This window comes from Nocardia sp. NBC_01730 (assembly GCF_035920445.1).
Taxonomy (GTDB): Bacteria; Actinomycetota; Actinomycetes; order Mycobacteriales; family Mycobacteriaceae; genus Nocardia.
Map to the genome: position 1 here is coordinate 5,930,126 of NZ_CP109162.1, position 17,440 is coordinate 5,947,565.

The 17,440-nt window shown below is 65.8% G+C and carries 15 protein-coding genes; 8 read left to right on the forward strand and 7 right to left on the reverse strand.

Annotated features, from left to right (window positions below):
• Nucleotides 1-6: 6 nt before the first annotated feature.
• On the reverse strand, nt 7-870 hold the full coding sequence (locus OHB12_RS24820; protein WP_327111133.1) for an ABC transporter permease: 864 nt from the start codon (nt 868-870) through the stop codon (nt 7-9).
• Nucleotides 871-874: 4 nt separating this feature from the next.
• Entirely contained in the window at nt 875-1,729 is an 855-nt protein-coding gene (locus OHB12_RS24825; RefSeq protein ID WP_327111135.1) for an MlaE family ABC transporter permease, read from the reverse strand.
• A 526-nt stretch (nt 1,730-2,255) separates the two neighbouring features.
• Here OHB12_RS24825 and OHB12_RS24830 point away from each other — a divergent pair.
• Nucleotides 2,256-2,930, forward strand: a complete 675-nt coding sequence (locus OHB12_RS24830; RefSeq protein ID WP_327121404.1) for a serine protease — start codon at nt 2,256-2,258, stop codon at nt 2,928-2,930.
• 58 nt (nt 2,931-2,988) lie between these two features.
• On the opposite strand, the gene OHB12_RS24835 is transcribed toward OHB12_RS24830, so the two are convergent.
• The gene (locus OHB12_RS24835) at nt 2,989-4,440 is read right to left on the reverse strand and encodes an MFS transporter (protein WP_327111137.1); all 1,452 of its coding nucleotides are present in this window, start codon (nt 4,438-4,440) and stop codon (nt 2,989-2,991) included.
• 33 nt (nt 4,441-4,473) lie between these two features.
• Nucleotides 4,474-5,100 carry an LppU family putative lipoprotein gene (gene lppU / locus OHB12_RS24840; protein WP_327111139.1) on the reverse strand — a complete coding sequence of 209 codons (627 nt, stop codon included), beginning with the start codon at nt 5,098-5,100 and terminating at the stop codon, nt 4,474-4,476.
• A 327-nt stretch (nt 5,101-5,427) separates the two neighbouring features.
• On the opposite strand from lppU, the gene OHB12_RS24845 reads away from it, so the two are divergent.
• From OHB12_RS24845 to OHB12_RS24875, 7 genes are all read left to right on the forward strand, one after another.
• The gene (locus OHB12_RS24845) at nt 5,428-6,717 is read left to right on the forward strand and encodes a serine hydrolase domain-containing protein (protein WP_442800132.1); all 1,290 of its coding nucleotides are present in this window, start codon (nt 5,428-5,430) and stop codon (nt 6,715-6,717) included.
• A 65-nt stretch (nt 6,718-6,782) separates the two neighbouring features.
• On the forward strand, nt 6,783-8,174 hold the full coding sequence (locus OHB12_RS24850) for a cytochrome P450 (RefSeq protein WP_327111141.1): 1,392 nt from the start codon (nt 6,783-6,785) through the stop codon (nt 8,172-8,174).
• 300 nt (nt 8,175-8,474) lie between these two features.
• On the forward strand, nt 8,475-9,368 hold the full coding sequence (locus tag OHB12_RS24855; RefSeq protein ID WP_442799840.1) for a L,D-transpeptidase: 894 nt from the start codon (nt 8,475-8,477) through the stop codon (nt 9,366-9,368).
• 320 nt (nt 9,369-9,688) lie between these two features.
• Nucleotides 9,689-10,618 carry a carbohydrate ABC transporter permease gene (locus tag OHB12_RS24860; RefSeq protein WP_327111143.1) on the forward strand — a complete coding sequence of 310 codons (930 nt, stop codon included), beginning with the start codon at nt 9,689-9,691 and terminating at the stop codon, nt 10,616-10,618.
• 71 nt (nt 10,619-10,689) lie between these two features.
• A complete protein-coding gene (locus OHB12_RS24865; RefSeq protein ID WP_327121410.1) occupies nt 10,690-11,481 on the forward strand; it encodes a carbohydrate ABC transporter permease in 792 nt (263 codons plus the stop codon).
• A 139-nt stretch (nt 11,482-11,620) separates the two neighbouring features.
• Nucleotides 11,621-12,901, forward strand: a complete 1,281-nt coding sequence (locus tag OHB12_RS24870) for an ABC transporter substrate-binding protein (RefSeq protein ID WP_327121412.1) — start codon at nt 11,621-11,623, stop codon at nt 12,899-12,901.
• Nucleotides 12,902-12,933: 32 nt separating this feature from the next.
• A complete protein-coding gene (locus OHB12_RS24875; RefSeq protein ID WP_327111145.1) occupies nt 12,934-14,016 on the forward strand; it encodes an ABC transporter ATP-binding protein in 1,083 nt (360 codons plus the stop codon).
• 34 nt (nt 14,017-14,050) lie between these two features.
• Here the strand turns inward: OHB12_RS24875 and OHB12_RS24880 are convergent, their stop codons facing one another.
• The 3 genes from OHB12_RS24880 to OHB12_RS24890 form a co-directional block, all read right to left on the reverse strand.
• Nucleotides 14,051-16,078 (reverse strand): M13 family metallopeptidase, encoded by a 2,028-nt coding sequence (locus OHB12_RS24880; protein ID WP_442800133.1) that lies wholly within the window; start codon nt 16,076-16,078, stop codon nt 14,051-14,053.
• 65 nt (nt 16,079-16,143) lie between these two features.
• The gene (locus OHB12_RS24885) at nt 16,144-16,524 is read right to left on the reverse strand and encodes a DUF397 domain-containing protein (protein ID WP_327111149.1); all 381 of its coding nucleotides are present in this window, start codon (nt 16,522-16,524) and stop codon (nt 16,144-16,146) included.
• 10 nt (nt 16,525-16,534) lie between these two features.
• Entirely contained in the window at nt 16,535-17,386 is an 852-nt protein-coding gene (locus tag OHB12_RS24890) for a Scr1 family TA system antitoxin-like transcriptional regulator (RefSeq protein ID WP_327111151.1), read from the reverse strand.
• Nucleotides 17,387-17,440 lie beyond the last annotated feature (54 nt).

Consider the following 17,440-nt stretch of genomic DNA (forward strand, 5'->3'; position numbering starts at 1 on the left):
TGGTGATTACCCCGAGATCCGGATGCCGGGGTTGATGCCCCAGATCGCCAATGTCATGAACAGATTCGCGAAGACGACCGCGATGATGCTCATCTTGATCGCCCGGCCGGCGGCCACGCCGACACCCTCCGGACCTCCGGAGGCGAAGAAGCCGTAGTAGCACTGGATGAAGGTGGTGATCGCGACGAACAGAATCGCCTTGATCAGCGAATAGATCACGTCCGTCGGGATCAGGAACTGGTAGAAGTAGTGCTGGTAGGTGCCGGTGGCGGTGCCGCCGATCAGCTGAACGGTGAGCGCGCAGGAGATGTAGGCCATGGCCAGGCCGAGGCAGTACAGCGGGATGATGGCAACCATCGCCGCGAACATCCTGGTGCTGATCAGGTAGGGCAGCGGCCGGATGGCGATGGACTCCAGCGCGTCGATCTCCTCGGAGATGCGCATGGCGCCCAACTGCGCGGTGAACCGGCAGCCCGCCTGCGCGGCGAAGGCGAGCGTCGCGAGCAGCGGGCCGAGTTCGCGGGTTGTCGCGAAGGCCGAGATGGCGCCGGTGATCGGGCTCAAGCCGAGCAGGTTCAGTGAGTTGTAGCCCTGGATGCCGACGGTCATACCGCCGAAGGCGCTCAGGATGACGACGACGCCGATGGTGCCGCCGCCGACGACGAGGTTGCCGTTGCCCCATGTGACGTCGGAGAGCAGGCGCCACACTTCCTTGGGATAGTGCTTGAGCGCCAAAGGAATCGAGCCGATCGAGCGCAACAGGAAGAACACCTGGTGGCCGAGCCTGGCAAGCAGATCGACCGGCGCCTGAGCGGATTTCCGGATCGTCTGAAAGGGCCGCAGCAGCGGAGGTACATAGGTTGATGACACCGGCTCAGACCACCTGTGACGGGAACAGTGCGTTGTAAACCTGGGTGATGATGAGGTTCACCCCGAACAGCATGATGGCGGAACTCACCACCGCGGAATTCACCGAGTTCGCGACACCGCCCGGACCACCCCGGGTGTTCAATCCGGTATCGCAGGCGATGATTGCCGCCAGAAGACCGAATATCAGCGATTTCACCAGTGCGACAAGCAGATCGGTGGTCACCGCGAACGACGAGAAGGTGCCGACATACGAGCCCGGCGTACCGTTCTGCGCGAAAATATTGAAGATGTAGCCGGTCAGAAAGCCGACGAAGACGACGAAGCCGCACAGCAGCACGCTGACGAGCATCGCCGCGCCGAGCCGGGGCGCGACCAGCCTGCGCAGCGGGTCGACGCCCATCACCCTCATGGCGTCGATCTCCTCGCGGATGGTGCGCGAGCCGAGGTCGGCGCAGACCGCGGAACCAACGGCGCCCGCGATCATCAGCGAGGTGACCAGCGGCGCACCCTGTTGGATGATGCCGAGGCCGTTGGCCGCACCGATGAACGAAGTGGCGCCGACCTGACCGGCGACCGAACCGACCTGGATGGAGACGATCACGCCGATCGGAATGGCGACCAGCAGGGTGGGCGCAGCGGAGACGCTCGCCATGAAAGCGCACTGCCGGACGAACTCGGCGAAGGGGAAGCGCCTGCGGAAAATCGCGACGAACAGTTCGGCGACGGCCGCGATGCCCATCGTGATCTGCCGACCGAAAGTCTCCAGCGAGCGCTTCGGATGATCCTCCCAGTACGACTTCGTCCAATCGACCGCGTCACCGAACCGTGACCCTGTAGGTGGACTCTCGGTCGACTGCACTGGCTAAACCCCTCTCGACGCCGGTTGGATGCCCCGACGACTCGTTTGCTTGACGCACCTTACTACGGGGTAGCGCAGAACACACCAATGACTAGTGATCGCAGTCATAGATGTCTGTCACCCTTCATGAAAAGCAAAGAGATGATGGCTGCAACCTTGGGATTTATCCCAAGGTTGCCGGTTGGACCACTAGAACAGCTACTGCCCACCTGCGCGAATCCCGCACTTCACTCCGCGGCTCATCGAATTACTACGGATAATATTCATTTAAATTCGCATTCGATTCCGAAGACGAACAGGTCGACTACTCCTACCCTGGTGAGACAAACGCGGACTCAGATTTTCGCAATTCCGATAGCGTCCCGCTATTGTCAGCGTATAAGATACATTCGATGTGATATGTACAAAATAGGGTTGAGCAGGTCTCGGGTGGACAACCTGTGTTAGGTGACGCGCCCGGAGCAGATTACTGACACGATGGGTGCGACAGATTGATATCGTGCGGACTTCCGACGTCTGGAGGGACATGTTCAGCAAACTCGCCAAGGTGGCAAATGCCGCCTTCGCCGTCGCCCTTGGCGCGGCGCTGCTCGGTACGGGCGCAGGGGCCGCCAACGCCCAACCGGGCCCGCCGGTCGTGGGAGGTGGATCCGGGATCATCATCGACAACCAATTCGAGTGCACCGTCACCACCATCGGCCACGACAACGCGGGGCGTCTGGTCGGCCTGACCGCTGGACACTGTGGCGATCCCGGCTCGCAGGTGTACGCCGAATCCGACCGGGGCGCAGGCGTGATCGGCCGGTTCGCGTACTCCAACCACGACCTGGACTACGCCGTCATCCAGTTCGATCCGGGCAAGATCATCCCGGTGAACCGGGTCGGCAACGTCACCATCACCGGAATCGGCGCGCCGGCCACCTTCCCGCAGATCGTCTGCAAAGAAGGACGCACCACCGGCAACACCTGTGGCATCGCCTGGGGTGATGTGTTCCGAACCAACGTCGAGACCTGGAGCCAGATGTGCGTCGTGGAAGGTGACTCCGGCGCGCCGGTGGTCGTCGGCACGACGCTGGTCGGCATGGTGAACGCCTACCTGGCCATCGCCTGCTTCGGCCCGGAGGTAGGCACCAACATGAGCGCCATCATCGGTGACATCAACGCGCGCGGCAGCGTCGGCGCGGGTTACGCCCCGATCTGATCGACGCCGGACTTACCCGGATGAGCGGCCCGGACGGATAGCGATCCGTCCGGGCCGCTCATTCTTCGCTGTGCGCCGGTGCGAGCGCCGGGCCTGCCACCGCGCACTGCGGCAGGCAGTCGACGTTGTCCAGAACGGGCACGTGCCGCGCGGGCCGAAGCAGAACCGCGGCGAGCACCGCACCCGCCACCAGCAGGCCGACGCAGATCCACATCGCGGAGACGAAGCCGTCATCGAACGCGGCCGGATCGCTGAACGCACTGGAGATACCGACGAGCCCGGGCAGCGCGGCGACCGCGAGCAGCTGCGCGGTGCGAGCGACTGCGTTGTTCACACCGGAGGCGATGCCCGCCTCGCTGGAAGGCACGGCACCGAGCACGGCCCCGGTCAACGGCGCCACGAGCACTGAGAGCCCGAGCCCGAAGACGAGCACCCCTGGCAGGACGTCGGTCAGGTAGGCGGTGTCGGGGCCGATGCGCAGCAGTAACACCAAACCCGTCGCGGCAAGCAGCGGGCCCACAGACATCGGTAGGTGCGGGCCATGCCGCTGTGCCCAGCGTCCGGCGGGCGCCGAGAGCACCAGCATGATCAGCGTGACCGGCACGGTCGCGACGCCCGACAGCAACGGCGAATAGCCCGCGACCAGCTGCAATTCCAACACCAGCAGGAAGAACACGCCGCCGAGGGCCGCGTAGACCGCGAATGTGACGAGGTTGGCCGCGGTGAACACCCGCGAGCCGAACAATGACGGCGGCACCAGCGGGTGGTCGCTGCGCACCTCGATCACGACGAACACGGCCAGCAGCACGACGCCAATGCCGACGAGCAGTGGCATGGAGTCGATCAACCCGAAGGTCAGCGCGCCGAGCGCCCCGGCGACCACGCAGGCGCCCGGCACGTCGAGCCTGGTCACCGCATTCGGATCACGGCTCTCCGGCACATGCTTCAGCGCGACCAGCACGACGACCAGCGTCAGCGGCACATTGAGGAAGAAGATCGACCGCCAGCCCGCCACCTCGATCAGCCAGCCGCCCAGGAACGGACCCAGCGCACCCGCCACACCGCCGAAGCCGGACCACAGGCCGATCGCCGCGCCCTGGTCACGCTGATCGATCGACGAGGAGATCAGCGCGAGGCTGCCCGGCGTGAGCATCGCGCCCGCCACACCCTGCAGGATGCGGGCTGCGACCAGCATCTCGATGTTCGTCGCGGCGCCACACAGCACCGAGGCGATCGCGAAACCGACAGTGCCCCAGATGAAGACCTTGCGCCTACCGAGCCGATCGCCGAGTGAGCCACCGAGCAGGATGAACGAGGCAAGGGTCAGCGTGTAGCCGTTCAGCGTCCACTGCAGCCCGGCAACATCGGTGTCCAGCGAATCCCCGATGCGCGGCAGCGCGATATTGACAACTGTCGCGTCGAGTGAGGCCACCGACGACCCGAGGATGGTGGCCAGCAGAATCCAACGCCCGGTACCCGATCGCAGCCGGGGAAGCTCGGTGGTACTCACCGAAACCAACCTAGCGGCAGGCCGGAGACACGGTCAGAGCTCCTGGACGCAGACGACGAAACGGCGCTTGTCGTAGACGTACCCGGTGCCGCTGCCGCAAACGCTGACATCGTCGGCGTTCTGCTGGATCTTGACCACCTTCACACCCTTCGCGGGGGTCGAACCCGTGCAGTCGATGCGCTTGGGATCGTCGCCTCCGACGTCCATGCAGCCCCCGACCACCCAGTCGATGTCCAGGCACAACGCGCCCTGCTCGATGCCGTTCACGGTCTCGGCGTAGTAGTTGTCGGCGTCGCTCACGCACTGCGAGCTCTTCGGCTTCTTCTCGACCACCTTGTAGTTCGCCGCGCGGCTTCCGCACGACGACTTGGCGATGGTGGCGTTGGTGGTGGTGCCGCCGAGTGTCACACAGTCACCGACGTTGGCTTCGAAGTCGGTTTCGCCACCCTTGGTGGTCGGTGCCGGCTTGCTGCTGCTCGGAGTGGGTTTGCCCGAGGTTGGTTTCGGCGTGCTGGTGACCGAAACGGCGTCGATCGTCCCGTTGTTCACAGCGGGCTGGGCGGTGCCGTTGATGGTGGAGCTGCACCCGACGACCGCCAGCCCCGCCGCGACGGCAAGTCCGGCGAACGCGAGACGACCCCAGGTCGGTTGACGAGACACGTACAGTCCTCCCGAGCTGTAACGCTCCGAACTCACACCCCCGCAAGAATCCGAAGTTGATATGGCTGTGCTTGAAATACCACGCCATGAATACACTATGGACCGAGCACACGTCGAGCCGAAAGCAGGAAACGGGCCGTCGGCAACCGATCTGGGTAGGGTGGAATTCCGGTGCGCCGACGTGCACTATGACTCCGCGAACGCGTCCGATATGACCGCCGCCTGCCTCGTCACATCCTCGAATAGCTGGCAGACGGTGTAAAACCGGTTAACCTGATGGACCGGCCCGACGAACGGCGGTCAGGAGGTGACCCCATGGTTTCGGCAATGGCGGCGGACGAGTTCGAGCCCGCCAACTCGGCGGACAGGAAACCGACCGCGCCGCGCGAAATGCTGGTCGACCCGCGATTCATCCGGCTGGCCGACCAGTTCTTCGGCATGTTCTCCCAACCCGCGCGCGGCGGCGGCGCACTCACGGTCTATCTCGATGGCAGACCCGTGGTCGACATCTGGGCCGGCTGGGCGGACAAGGGCCGCCGCTGGAACGGGGAGACCGTCGCACTCACCTTCTCCACCGGCAAGGGTGTGGCGTCAACCGTGGTGCACCGGCTCGCCGAACGTGGCCTGATCGGCTACGACACTCCGGTCGCCGAGTACTGGCCGGAATTCGCCGCGCACGGCAAGGACGACATCACGGTGCGCGACGTGCTCTCGCACCGGGCGGGCCTGCACCGGGTGCGCGGCCTCGTCCCAGGGCGCGAGGGCATCCTGAACTACGACATGGTGGTGCGCGCGCTGGCCGCCAGCCCGCCCGACCCGCGCCGCATCCGAACCTCCGGCTACCACGCGATCACCTTCGGCTGGCTGGTCGCCGAGATCGTGCAACGGGTGACCGGCGCGGCGTTCATCGACGTGGTACGCGATGAGATCGCCGATCCGCTGGGACTCGACGAGTTCTGGTTCCGGGTGCCGGAATCCGAGCGACGCCGGATCGCCAGGATCTTCCGGCCCCTGAGCCCCCCTGGGATCCGCTGGAACACCGCCTCGTCGGTGTTGTCCTGGGTGCGGCCCGTGCGCGGGCTTGCCGAGGCGGGCATGCCGGAGAGTTTCGACGAACTGGTCCGCGACCCGCGCGTGCACGACGCGGTGATGCCCGGCTGGAACGGCGTGTTCTCGGCGCGTGCGCTGGCGCGGATGTACGGCGCACTGGCCAACGGCGGCGCGGTCTACACCGACCAGCCCGAAGGCGTTCGCGGGATCGGTGCGTCCGGGCCGGAGCACGTCGTGCGTTTCCTACGCCCGGAGACGATCGAGACGATCGGCCGGGTGCAGCCGACGGAAAGTCGCGACTACGTGCTGGGGGTACCGATCCGCTTCACCCTCGGCTATCACCGTCCGGTGCTGATGGCCAAGCAGCAACCACGAAAGGCGTTCGGCCATTACGGCATGGGCGGGTCCGGCGCCTACGCCGATCCAGAGCTCGGCATGTCGATCGCGTTCGTGACCAACCGGCTCGGCGGCGCGGTGACCGCGCTCGGTGACGCCAGGCTCGCGCGGCTCGGGGCGACGGCACAGGCCACGGTGCGAAGGCAGAAACTCGGCGGGACCGAACGGTAGCGCTGGTCCCCGCGCAGTCGTCCGGTTGGTCGAACCCGACGGGGGCCGAGTTCGTATCTATCGGTATGGACGTGCGAGCGCCGCGGACGAGAGCGGGCGAGGAAGGCGCACAGCCGCGCGCGCCGCGACTGACCGCGCTGCACGCGCTGGCGGCGAGCATCGATTTCGAGCGGTACTTTCGGTGGCGCAGGGCGCGCGACGGCGATCCGTTCTGCGTCCGCTTTCCGGGATTCGGCGCGGCGCTGTTCACGGGGACGGCCGAGGGCGCACGCGAAATGTTCCGAGCGCCGGTCGAGTTCCTCGAGCCCCCGCGACCGAATCCGATCGAGCCGCTGGTCGGCGCCGCGTCGCTGATCCTTACATCGGGTGAGCGGCACCGACAGGACCGGGCGCTGCTCGCGCCGGCGTTCCACGGCGTGCGGATTCGCGAATACGGCGAGATCATCCGAGACTCCACTCTGCGGGAGATGTCCGGCGAGACGGGCCCGGCGTGGCAGCCCGGAGCGCGCATCGATTCGCGAGCGGCCGCGCGGGCGATCACGCTGCGGGTGATCCTGGCGGCGGTGTTCGGGGTGGACAGCCATGAGCGGCGGGTCGAGTACACCGCAGCCGTCACGAAGTTCCTCACCGCGTTCTCCGGGCCGCTGATGCTGGTGCCGGCGCTGCGGCACGGACTGTTCGGGCACGCACCATGGGACCGGTTCGTCGTGGCACGCGACCGGCTGGACCGGCTGATCCGCGCCGACATCGCACGCAGGCGGCAGGCCGTAGACGCCCGCTCCAGCGACATCCTAGACATGCTGCTGTCCACCCGGTACGACGATGGCACCGCACCCACCGACGACGACCTGTGCGAGCAGCTGCGCACCCTGCTGGTCGCCGGTCACGAGACCACGGCGACCACCCTGGTGTGGGGGCTGTTCCATCTGCACCGCGCGCCAGAAGCGCTGGAACGACTGCGCATGGAGCTGCGTGAGGCCGGTCTGGGCGCGAGCCCGATCGAGCTGGCCGGATTGCCCTACCTCGATGCCGTGTGTCAGGAGACGCTGCGCCTGCACCCGCCGGTGCCGATCGTCCTGCGCCGCCTTACCGCGCCGTGCACGCTGCGCGGCGTGGCACTCGCACCGGGGGACACGATGGGGGTCGCGGTGCCGTTGCTGCATTCCGACCCGGATGTCTGGTCCGACGCGGCACGCTTCGATCCGGACCGGTTCGTCGAGCGCAAGTACGGGCCGTTCGAGTTCGCTCCGTTCGGCGGCGGCCACCGACGCTGTGTCGGCGCGGCGCTCGCGGATTACGAACTGCGGATCGCGCTGGCCACCATCCTCGGCCGGGTGCGCCTGCGGCTCGGGCCGCGCTACGCGCACGGTCGCACGCCGGTTTCGGTCCCGAACAACATTGCGACTGGTCCGCATCGCTCGATTACCTTCGATGTATTGAGTGATTTATCTCACTAACACGTTTGGGAAGAACGCCTTCCGGTCACCGGCCTGGCGCCGGCCGCAAACCGCGCCTACCCCTGTGACCCGGATGTTCGACGGTTTTATGCCCACCTAAAGCGAATATGACGCAAGTCACAAAGCATGCAGGGCGTGAATAAATGTGAAACACCGCTTGGCACCGGGGCGCACCGGGACGGTAGGAAGGGACCACAGGGGTCGGGCCATCAATATCTGTGGGGCGCTCTGCTGGCTCCGCGTACGAATGAGAGATCTCGCTACGCGCGCGTGCGAAAAATTGGAATGGACGAGAAACCTATGCAAGCCGCTTTGCACACCAGGTCGCTGCCTGCACGCCGTCAGGGAGGCCACCTAACCCGCCGGATGCGCAAGGGCGCCCTGTTGTCTGCCGCGATTGCGGCGGCCGGTGTCATGCTCGTCGCGCCTGCGCAAGCCGAACCGATTCCTGGCGTCGGGACGGGCTCGGCCGCATCGGCCACCGATCCGCAGGCGAACTTCGCCCCGCCGGCGATCAACATCACCGACGGCGAGGTCGTCGGCATCGCGCAGCCGATCATCATCACCTTCAAAGACCCGGTGGCCGATCGCGCTGCCGCCGAGCAGGCCATCAAGGTCACCTCGTCCAAGCCTGCCCCCGGTCACTTCTACTGGCGCGGCGACAGGCAGGTGCGCTGGCGGCCGGACGAGTTCTGGCCGGACAACACCGACGTGCAGGTGCAGGCCGGTGGCACGACCAGCTCGTTCAAGATCGGCGACGCGCTCGTGACAACCGCTGACGACAACACCCACACCATCACGATTACCCGCAACGGCGAGGTGGTGCAGGAGATGCCGACCTCGATGGGCAAGCCCAAGCACGAGACCCCGAACGGCACCTACATCGTCGGCGAGCAGCTGCCCAAGATGACCATGGATTCGTCGACCTACGGCGTGCCGGTCACGGACCCCGAGGGCTACAAGCTCGAGGTCGAGTACGCGACCCGCATCTCCAACAGCGGCATCTTCGTACACGCCGCGCCGTGGTCCGTTGCTCAGCAGGGCGTGTCCAACGCCAGCCACGGCTGCCTGAACGTCAGCACCGAGAACGCCAAATGGTTCATGGAGAACTCGCGCAAGGGTGACCCGGTCATCGTGGAGAACACCCAGGGCGGCACGCTCAGCGCCGGCGACGGCTTGGGCGACTGGAACTGAACTGAACCGCCACTCCGCGTATTCAGGCCGTACCAGTTGGGGTGCATGGTAGGACGGGCGCAGGTCCTGCGTAAGTACCTGGCTGGGTCTTGGGCGTGCCCGGTGAGGTACCCATGTGCTCGCGAAATCAGTTGTCGTGTCGCGTCGCGCCCCTTCGGGGGCGCTGACGAACAAGACGGCTGATGAACAAAACGATCGAATAGTCTGAAGTCGGTCGTAGCATCTCCGGTGTTTGCTTCACTTGGCCGGTGCGCGAGAAGTTCAACGCGTCGGCGAGCAATCGTCACCGGCTGTTTGCTCCGGTCCGTAGAGTCTCCGCCGTGCGTACCAGGCCGGAACGAGTTCTGCCGCAGCCACGCGGACGTGGGCTGTGGAACCGGCCGTGGCAGGACTACGCGCTGTTCCTGGTGCTGGTGCTGCCGAATCTCGCCCTGCTCGCGCTGTTCGTCTACCGACCGCTGATCGACAATATCCGGTTGTCGTTCTTCGACTGGAACATCTCCGATCCGATCGCCACCTTCATCGGGTTCGACAACTACCGCGAATGGTGGGGTCGGTCGGACTCCTGGGATGTCGTCACCAACACCGTGCTGTTCACCGCGGCCGCGGTGGTCGGCAGCATGGTCGTCGGGTTGGCGCTTGCCCTGCTGCTGGATCGAAAGCTCTTCGGCCGCAACGTGGTCCGCTCGGCGATCTTCGCGCCGTTCGTCATCTCCGGCGCCGCCATCGGTGTCGCATTCCAGTTCATCTTCGATCCGAGCTTCGGCCTGATCCAGGACGTACTGCACCGCGTTGGTGTGAACGACGTACCGGACTTCTACCAGAACCCGCACTGGGCGCTGTGCATGGTGACGGTGACCTACATATGGAAGAACCTCGGCTACACCTTCGTCATCTATCTCGCCGCGTTGCAAGGGGTTCGAGCCGAACTGATGGAAGCCGCCGAGATCGACGGCGCGAGCCGCTGGACCACCTTCACCAAAGTTCTGTTGCCACAGCTGCGGCCGACCACGTTCTTCCTGTCCATCACGGTGCTGCTGAATTCGTTGCAGGTGTTCGACATCATCAACGTGATGACCCGCGGCGGCCCGCTGGGCACCGGCACCACCACCATGGTCTATCAGGTCTACCAAGAGTCCTTCCGCAACTTCCGCGCCGGATACGGCGCGACCGTGGCCACCATCATGTTCCTGGTGCTGCTGGTCGTCACGCTGGTGCAGGTTCGCATCATGGATCGGGGCGAGCAGTGAAACACCCCGCCGTGGAAACGCTTTCCTACCGACGCAGACAGCGCGCCGTGACCCTGCTCGGCTACGCCGCGATGGTGTGCGTGCTGATCATCGTCGGCGTCCCACTGTTCTGGATCTTCATCACCTCGTTCAAGGCTCGGCCCGACATCTATGTGCAGCCCGCGGTGTACTGGCCGCACAGCTGGCACCCGGAGAACTACGAGGAAGCCACCACGACACTGCCGTTCTGGACATTTCTGCGCAATTCGCTGATCGTCACCGGGATCGTCTCCGCTGTGAAGTTCGTGCTCGGCGTGTTCAGCGCGTACGGCCTGGTATTCCTGCGATTTCCCGGCAAGACGGCAGTCTTCCTGGTCATTATCGCCGCGTTGATGGTGCCGAACCAGATCACCGTGATCTCCAATTACGCGCTGATCGCTCAGCTCGGCTGGCGAAATACCTTCCAAGGAATCATCGTTCCGCTTTGCGGCGTCGCCTTCGGAACGTTCCTGATGCGCAACCATTTTCTCTCGCTGCCGTCGGAGGTGATCGAGGCGGCGCGGATGGACGGCGCGAACTGGTGGCGGCTGCTCACCAGGGTGGTGCTGCCGATGTCCGGGCCGACCATGGTCGCGTTCGCGGTGGTCACGCTGGTGAACGAATGGAACGAATATCTCTGGCCATTCCTCATGGCCGACGACACGACCGTCGCCACACTGCCGGTCGGCCTGACCCTGCTGCAGAACACCGAAAATCCGAGCGTGACGAACTGGGGCCCGGTGATGGCGGGCACGCTGCTGACGATGCTGCCGATCCTCCTCGTCTTCCTGCTGCTACAACGCCACATGATCAAGGGCCTCACCTCGGGTGCGGTCAAGGGTTAACCGATACAGGAGATGCCACGTGTCCGTTTCACAGTTCCCCGCCTCGGCGGGCAGGAGCGCAGCGACAAGGGGATCGGCTCCCGCGGGCAGGAGCGCAGCGACAAGGGGATCGGCACTTACCCGGCGCGGATTCCTCGGGCTGACCGGGGCGGTCGCCGCGGGCGCTGGGTTGACCGCGTGCGCGGGCTCCGGCGGCAGCTCCAAGCAGTCCGGTGACGGCAAGACCCTCACCTTCTGGTCCAACCACCCCGGCACCTCGAAGGAACTCGAGACCGAGCTGATCAACCGGTTCCAGGCGAAATATCCCGACCGGAAGGTGAACCTGGTCGACGCGGGCAAGAACTACGAGGAGGTGTCGCAGAAGTTCAACGCGGCACTGTCCGGCGGTGACCTGCCGGATATCGTTGTGCTGTCGGATGTCTGGTGGTTCAACTACGCGCTCAACGGCACCATCGAACCGTTGGACGGCCACTTCGCCGACGCGGGGGTGCGGCTCGACGACTACGTCGATTCCCTGGTCGCCGACTACCAGTTCAACGGCAAGCACTACGCACTGCCCTACGCCCGCTCGACCCCGCTGTTCTACTACAACAAGGATGTATGGAACCGCGCTGGTCTGCCCGACCGCGGCCCGGAGAGTTGGCAGGAGTTCGACGAGTGGGGACCGAAACTGCAGGAGGTTGTCGGCGAGGGCAAGCTCGCACACGGCTGGGGTGACGCCAAGAACTACCTGGCCTGGACCTTCCAAGGCCCGAACTGGACCTTCGGCGGCGCGTACTCGGACAACTGGACGTTGAAGTTCAACGACCCCGGCACCCTCGCGGCGGGCACGTTCCTACGCAACATGATCAACACCAAGAAATACGCGGGCATCAAGCCGCAGATCGCGGTCGACTTCGGCACCGGCGTGATCGCCTCCACCATCGCCTCCACCGGCGACCTGAGGGGAATCCAGAAAAACGCGGAGGGCAAGCTGACCTTCGGCACCGCGGTCCTTCCGCACCCGAACGGGCCCGGCGTCACCACCGGCGGCGCGGGGCTGGCCATCCCGGCGCGCATCTCCGACGAGCGAAAGGCGAGCGCGCTCGCATTCATCGAGTTCGTCACCAACGCACAGAACACGGCGTACTTCTCGCAGGGCACCGGGTACATGCCGGTACGCAAGTCGGCCGTGCGCGACCCCAGCGAACAGGACTTCCTCACGAAGAACCCGAACTCCAAGGTCGCCATCGAGCAGCTGTCGCTGACCAAGTCGCAGGACTACGCACGGGTATTCGTGCCGGGCGGCGACCAGATCATCGGCACCGGCCTGGAGCAGATCGGCCTGCAGAACGCCGACGTGGCAGCCACGTTCGCGAATGTGACCAGCCAGCTCCAGGCAATCATCGACCGGCAGATCACCCCGAAGCTGCCCAAGTAGTACCCGTCGTCCGACACGAGGAGACCGACAGCATGGCCACCGTGCAGTTCGAGGGTGTGACGCACCGCTACCCCGGCGCGCAGGCGCCCGCCGTCGACCAGCTCGAACTCGACATCGCCGACGGCGAGTTCATCGTGCTCGTCGGCCCGTCCGGCTGCGGCAAGTCGACCAGCCTACGCATGCTCGCCGGGCTGGAATCCGTTGCGGAAGGCCGCATCCTGATCGGCGGCAAGGACGTCACCGGCCTGCCTCCCCGTGCTCGCGACGTGGCGATGGTGTTCCAGAGCTACGCGTTATATCCGAATATGACCGTCGCGCAGAATATGGGCTTCGCGCTGCGCAACGCGGGCATGAACAGGGCCGAGACCCAGCTCCGGGTGCGGGAGGCCGCGCAGATGCTGGAACTGGAGCAGCTACTCGACCGCAAGCCCGCGAAGCTGTCCGGCGGCCAGCGGCAGCGAGTTGCCATGGGGCGCGCCATCGTTCGCCGTCCACAGGTGTTCTGCATGGACGAGCCGCTGTCCAACCTGGACGCGAAATTGCGGGTGAGCACCCGCTCGCAGATCGCCGCGCTGCAGAAGCGGCTCGGCACGACCACGGTGTACGTCACCCACGACCAGGTCGAGGCGATGACTATGGGCGACCGCGTGGCGGTGCTGCGCGAGGGCAAGTTGCAGCAGATCGCCGCGCCCCGCAAGCTCTACGACAACCCGGTGAACACCTTCGTCGCGGGATTCATCGGTTCGCCGGGCATGAACCTGCTGGAGGCGCCCGTGCACGGCGGTTCCGCCGTGCTCGGCGATCTGCGAATTCCGCTGCCACGCAGCGCTGAAACGGGCGACCGAGTGGTTCTCGGCATCCGGCCGGAGTCGTGGGAGGTCACCACCGACACCGACAACAGCCTGGCCGTGGACGCGGAGTTGCTCGAGGAACTCGGCGCGGAGTCGTTCGTCTACAGCCACGGCGTCATCGAGGGGTGGACCAGCCGTTCCGGGAAGGTGGTCGCGCGCGTCGATCGTCGCTTTCGGGTGGCGCTTGGCGACCGACTTCGCCTGCGGCCCAAGGCGAACGACGTCTTCTTCTTCGACGCCGAAACCGAGGACCGCGTGCGCTGAGAACCGGCCGACCGGACCGATTCCGGTCGTCGGGTTACCAGATCTTCACGCGCTCAGCCGGGTCCAGGTACAGGGCATCGCCGGGTTCGACGTCGAACGCCTCGTGGAAGCTGTCGACGTTGCGCACCACGGCGTTGCAGCGGAACTCGGGCGGGGAGTGCGGGTCGATGGCGAGACGGCGGATGGCCTCCTCCGTCCTTGTTTTGGAGCGCCACACCTGCGCCCAGCCGAAGAACACCCGCTGCAGACCGGTCAGACCGTCGATCTCCGGCGCCTCGCCGCCGTCCAGCGAGATCTTGTATGCCTGCAGCGCGATGGAAAGGCCACCGAGGTCACCGATGTTCTCGCCTATGGTGAACTCGCCGTTGACGGTGTGCTCGTCAGAGAGGGCCGTGGGCGACAGCGCGCTGTACTGGTCGATCAAAGCCTTTGTCCGCTTACCGAATTCGGCGCGATCCTCGTCGGTCCACCAGTCGATCATGTTGCCGTCGCCGTCGTACTTCGCGCCCTGGTCATCGAAGCCGTGGCCGATCTCGTGCCCGATCACCGCGCCGATACCGCCGTAGTTGGCGGCGTCGTCGGCGTTCATATCGAAGAACGGCGGCCGCAGGATGGCAGCGGGGAACACGATCTCGTTCATGCCCGGGTTGTAGTAGGCGTTCACCGTCTGCGGGGTCATGAACCATTCGCCGCGGTCGACCGGGCCACCGAGCTTGTTCAGGTCCCGATCGTGGTCGGCGGCGTAGCCGTTGCGATAGTTGCCGACCAGGTCGGCCGGGTCGATCGCGACGGCCGAGTAGTCGCGCCACTTGTCCGGGTAGCCGATCTTCGGGGTGAACTTCTCCAGCTTGGCCAACGCGGCCGCCCTGGTGTCCTGACCCATCCAGTCCAGCTGAGCGATATTGCGGCGGTAGGCCTCTTGCAGGTTGGCCACCAGCTCGACCATTCGGGCCTTGGCCGCGGGCGGGAAGTGTTCGGCCACATACAGTTTGCCGACCGCCTCACCGAGCAGGTCCTGCACCAGCGAGACGCCGCGCTTCCAGCGCTCTCGGTTCTCCTCGGTGCCGGTGAGGGTGCGGCCGTAGAAGTCGAAGTTTTCCTCGACCAGCGCGTCGGTCAGATACGGCGCGCGTGAACGGAGCACCCGCCAAGCCGCCCAGGCCCGCCAGTCGGCCGGCGACTCGGCGGCCCACACCTGGGCAAAGGTGCGCAGGTAGTCCGGCTGGCCCACCACCACTTCCGCGAACAGCTCGGGCCCGGGGCGGTCCGAGCCCTCGGCCAGCGCGGAAGCCCAGGCAACCCAGTCGAACTCGGGATTCTCCTCGGTCAGCGCCTGGAACGTGGTCAGGTTGTAGCGCAGTTCGGCGTCGCGGCGACGCACCACGTCCCAGTGCCCTGCGGCCAGCTTCTGCTCCAGCTCGAACACCCGCTGCCCGACGGTGTCCAGGTCCGCGGGCAGCAGTGCGGCGAGGCGGGGGTCGGCTGCGGCGAGGCCGAACATGCGGCCGATATGCGCGATGTACTTGGTGCGGATCTCGGCGAACTCGTCCTGTCGGTAGTAGGACTCGTCGGGAAGGCCGATGCCGGACTGAGTGGCATGCGCCAGGTAGCGGTTGGAGTCCTTGTCATCGGTGTCGACGTAGACGCTGACGGCACCGCCGACGCCGGTGCGCTGCAACCGGCCGAGCAGCGCGGCAAAAGACCCCTTGTCGGCTACCTCGTTGACGGCGGCCAGCTCGGCGGAGATCGGCGCGAGACCGGCGGCGGCTACCGTGTCGGTGTCCATGAAGCTGGAGTACAGATCGCCGATCTTGCGGGCGTCACTACCCGGCTCAGCGTCGGCGGCCGCGGCATTCTGGATGATTGCCTGCACGTCCAGCTCGGCCTGGTCGTACAGCGTGCGGAACGCGCCGTCCGCCGCGCGGTCCGCCGGTATCTCATGCTCTGCCAGCCATTTGCCGTTGACATGCGCGAACAAGTCGTCCTGTACGCGCACGCCCTGGTCGAGATGAGACAGATCGATACCGGAAGGACGGGTCAGTTCGGAAGTCACGACATCCAGTATGCCGATACGCGCGCGGGTCGGCCCCCCGGCCGCATGCGACCGGGGGGTGGTGAGCGGCGGAATCAGGCAGGCAGGTGGATGTGGTCGAATTCGCCGTCGCGGGCGCCGAGCAGGAAGGCGTCCCACTCCTCAGGGGTGTAAGTGAGGGTAGTTGTGCCGCGGCGGAGTGTGGTGTGACCGTCCGCGGCGGTGTGTGTACTCAGTTCGCCCTCCGGTCGCCCGCGGGTGCGTAGGAGGTCGAGGAACGCGGTCCATTCGGCGGCGGTGACGGTGATGACGGGCTCTTCGGCCGTGCGGTGTGCCGGGTTGCGGCGATACTTGCTGTCACGGATGAGCACCGCATCACCATCGAACCGAACTTCGACGCATTGATTGCCGTTGTTCGATCGAGTCGATGTGAACCAGCCGGTGGATACCGGCATGGGGCTTGCGGTGGTGGCCATGGCCAGGATTTTACACGCGGGAATAGTGCCTGATCAGGGCCAATGACTGCATGCGTTGGAGTGATTGTTCGAGCGCGCGCACATACGCGAAGCTGAGATCGCGCACCAGATCCGGGTCGTCCACCGCCCCGCCGAACACCGCGCTCTCCGCCCAGCCGAAGGTGGGCAGCTGCTCGCCCGCGAAGTCGATGAGATGGAAGCTGGAGCCGCCGAGCACCGCGCCCGAGGTGGCGGCGAACGGGATCACCCGCACCTCCACCGTCTCCAGTTCGTCGATCAGATCCGCCAAATAGTTCAGCTGCCCGCGAAGCACCTCCGGCCCGCCGGTCTCCTGCAGTAGGGTGCCCTCGCCGAACACCGCGGTCAGTTCGACCGGGTCCGGGCCGCGCAGCCGCTCCTGCCGACGCATCCGAATCGCCACCAGCTGCTCGACCTGTACTGGGCGGATCATCACATCAGCGCTGATCAGCGCGCGGGCGTAGTCCTCGGTCTGCAGCAGGCCAGGCACGACGAGGCTGTCGTAGCTGCGGATGCTCTGCGCACCGAACTCCATCCCGTACAACCGCTGCAGCTCCGGTCCGATCAGCGCCGACGACTTCGCCCACCACCCGCGCTGCTTGCTCGCCTCCAGTAGAGCGAGCAGCTCCGCGCGTTCCTCGGTCTCCACCTCGAGCAGCTCGAGCACCGGTCCGATGGTGCTGGTCGTGAGCACGCGCCTGCCCTTCTCCACGTGCGACCAGTTGGCCGGAGTGAACCCCACCCGCTCGGCGAAGCCCGCGGAGTCGAAGCCGCGCTGTTCCCGCAGCTCACGTAGCCGAAGCACCAGTTCCCAGCGGGCGACGGTCGGCGACACGGGTGCCATGCCTGGCGATGCTACGCCCCCTCCGACTCACCCGCGGGTGACTATTGTCAACCC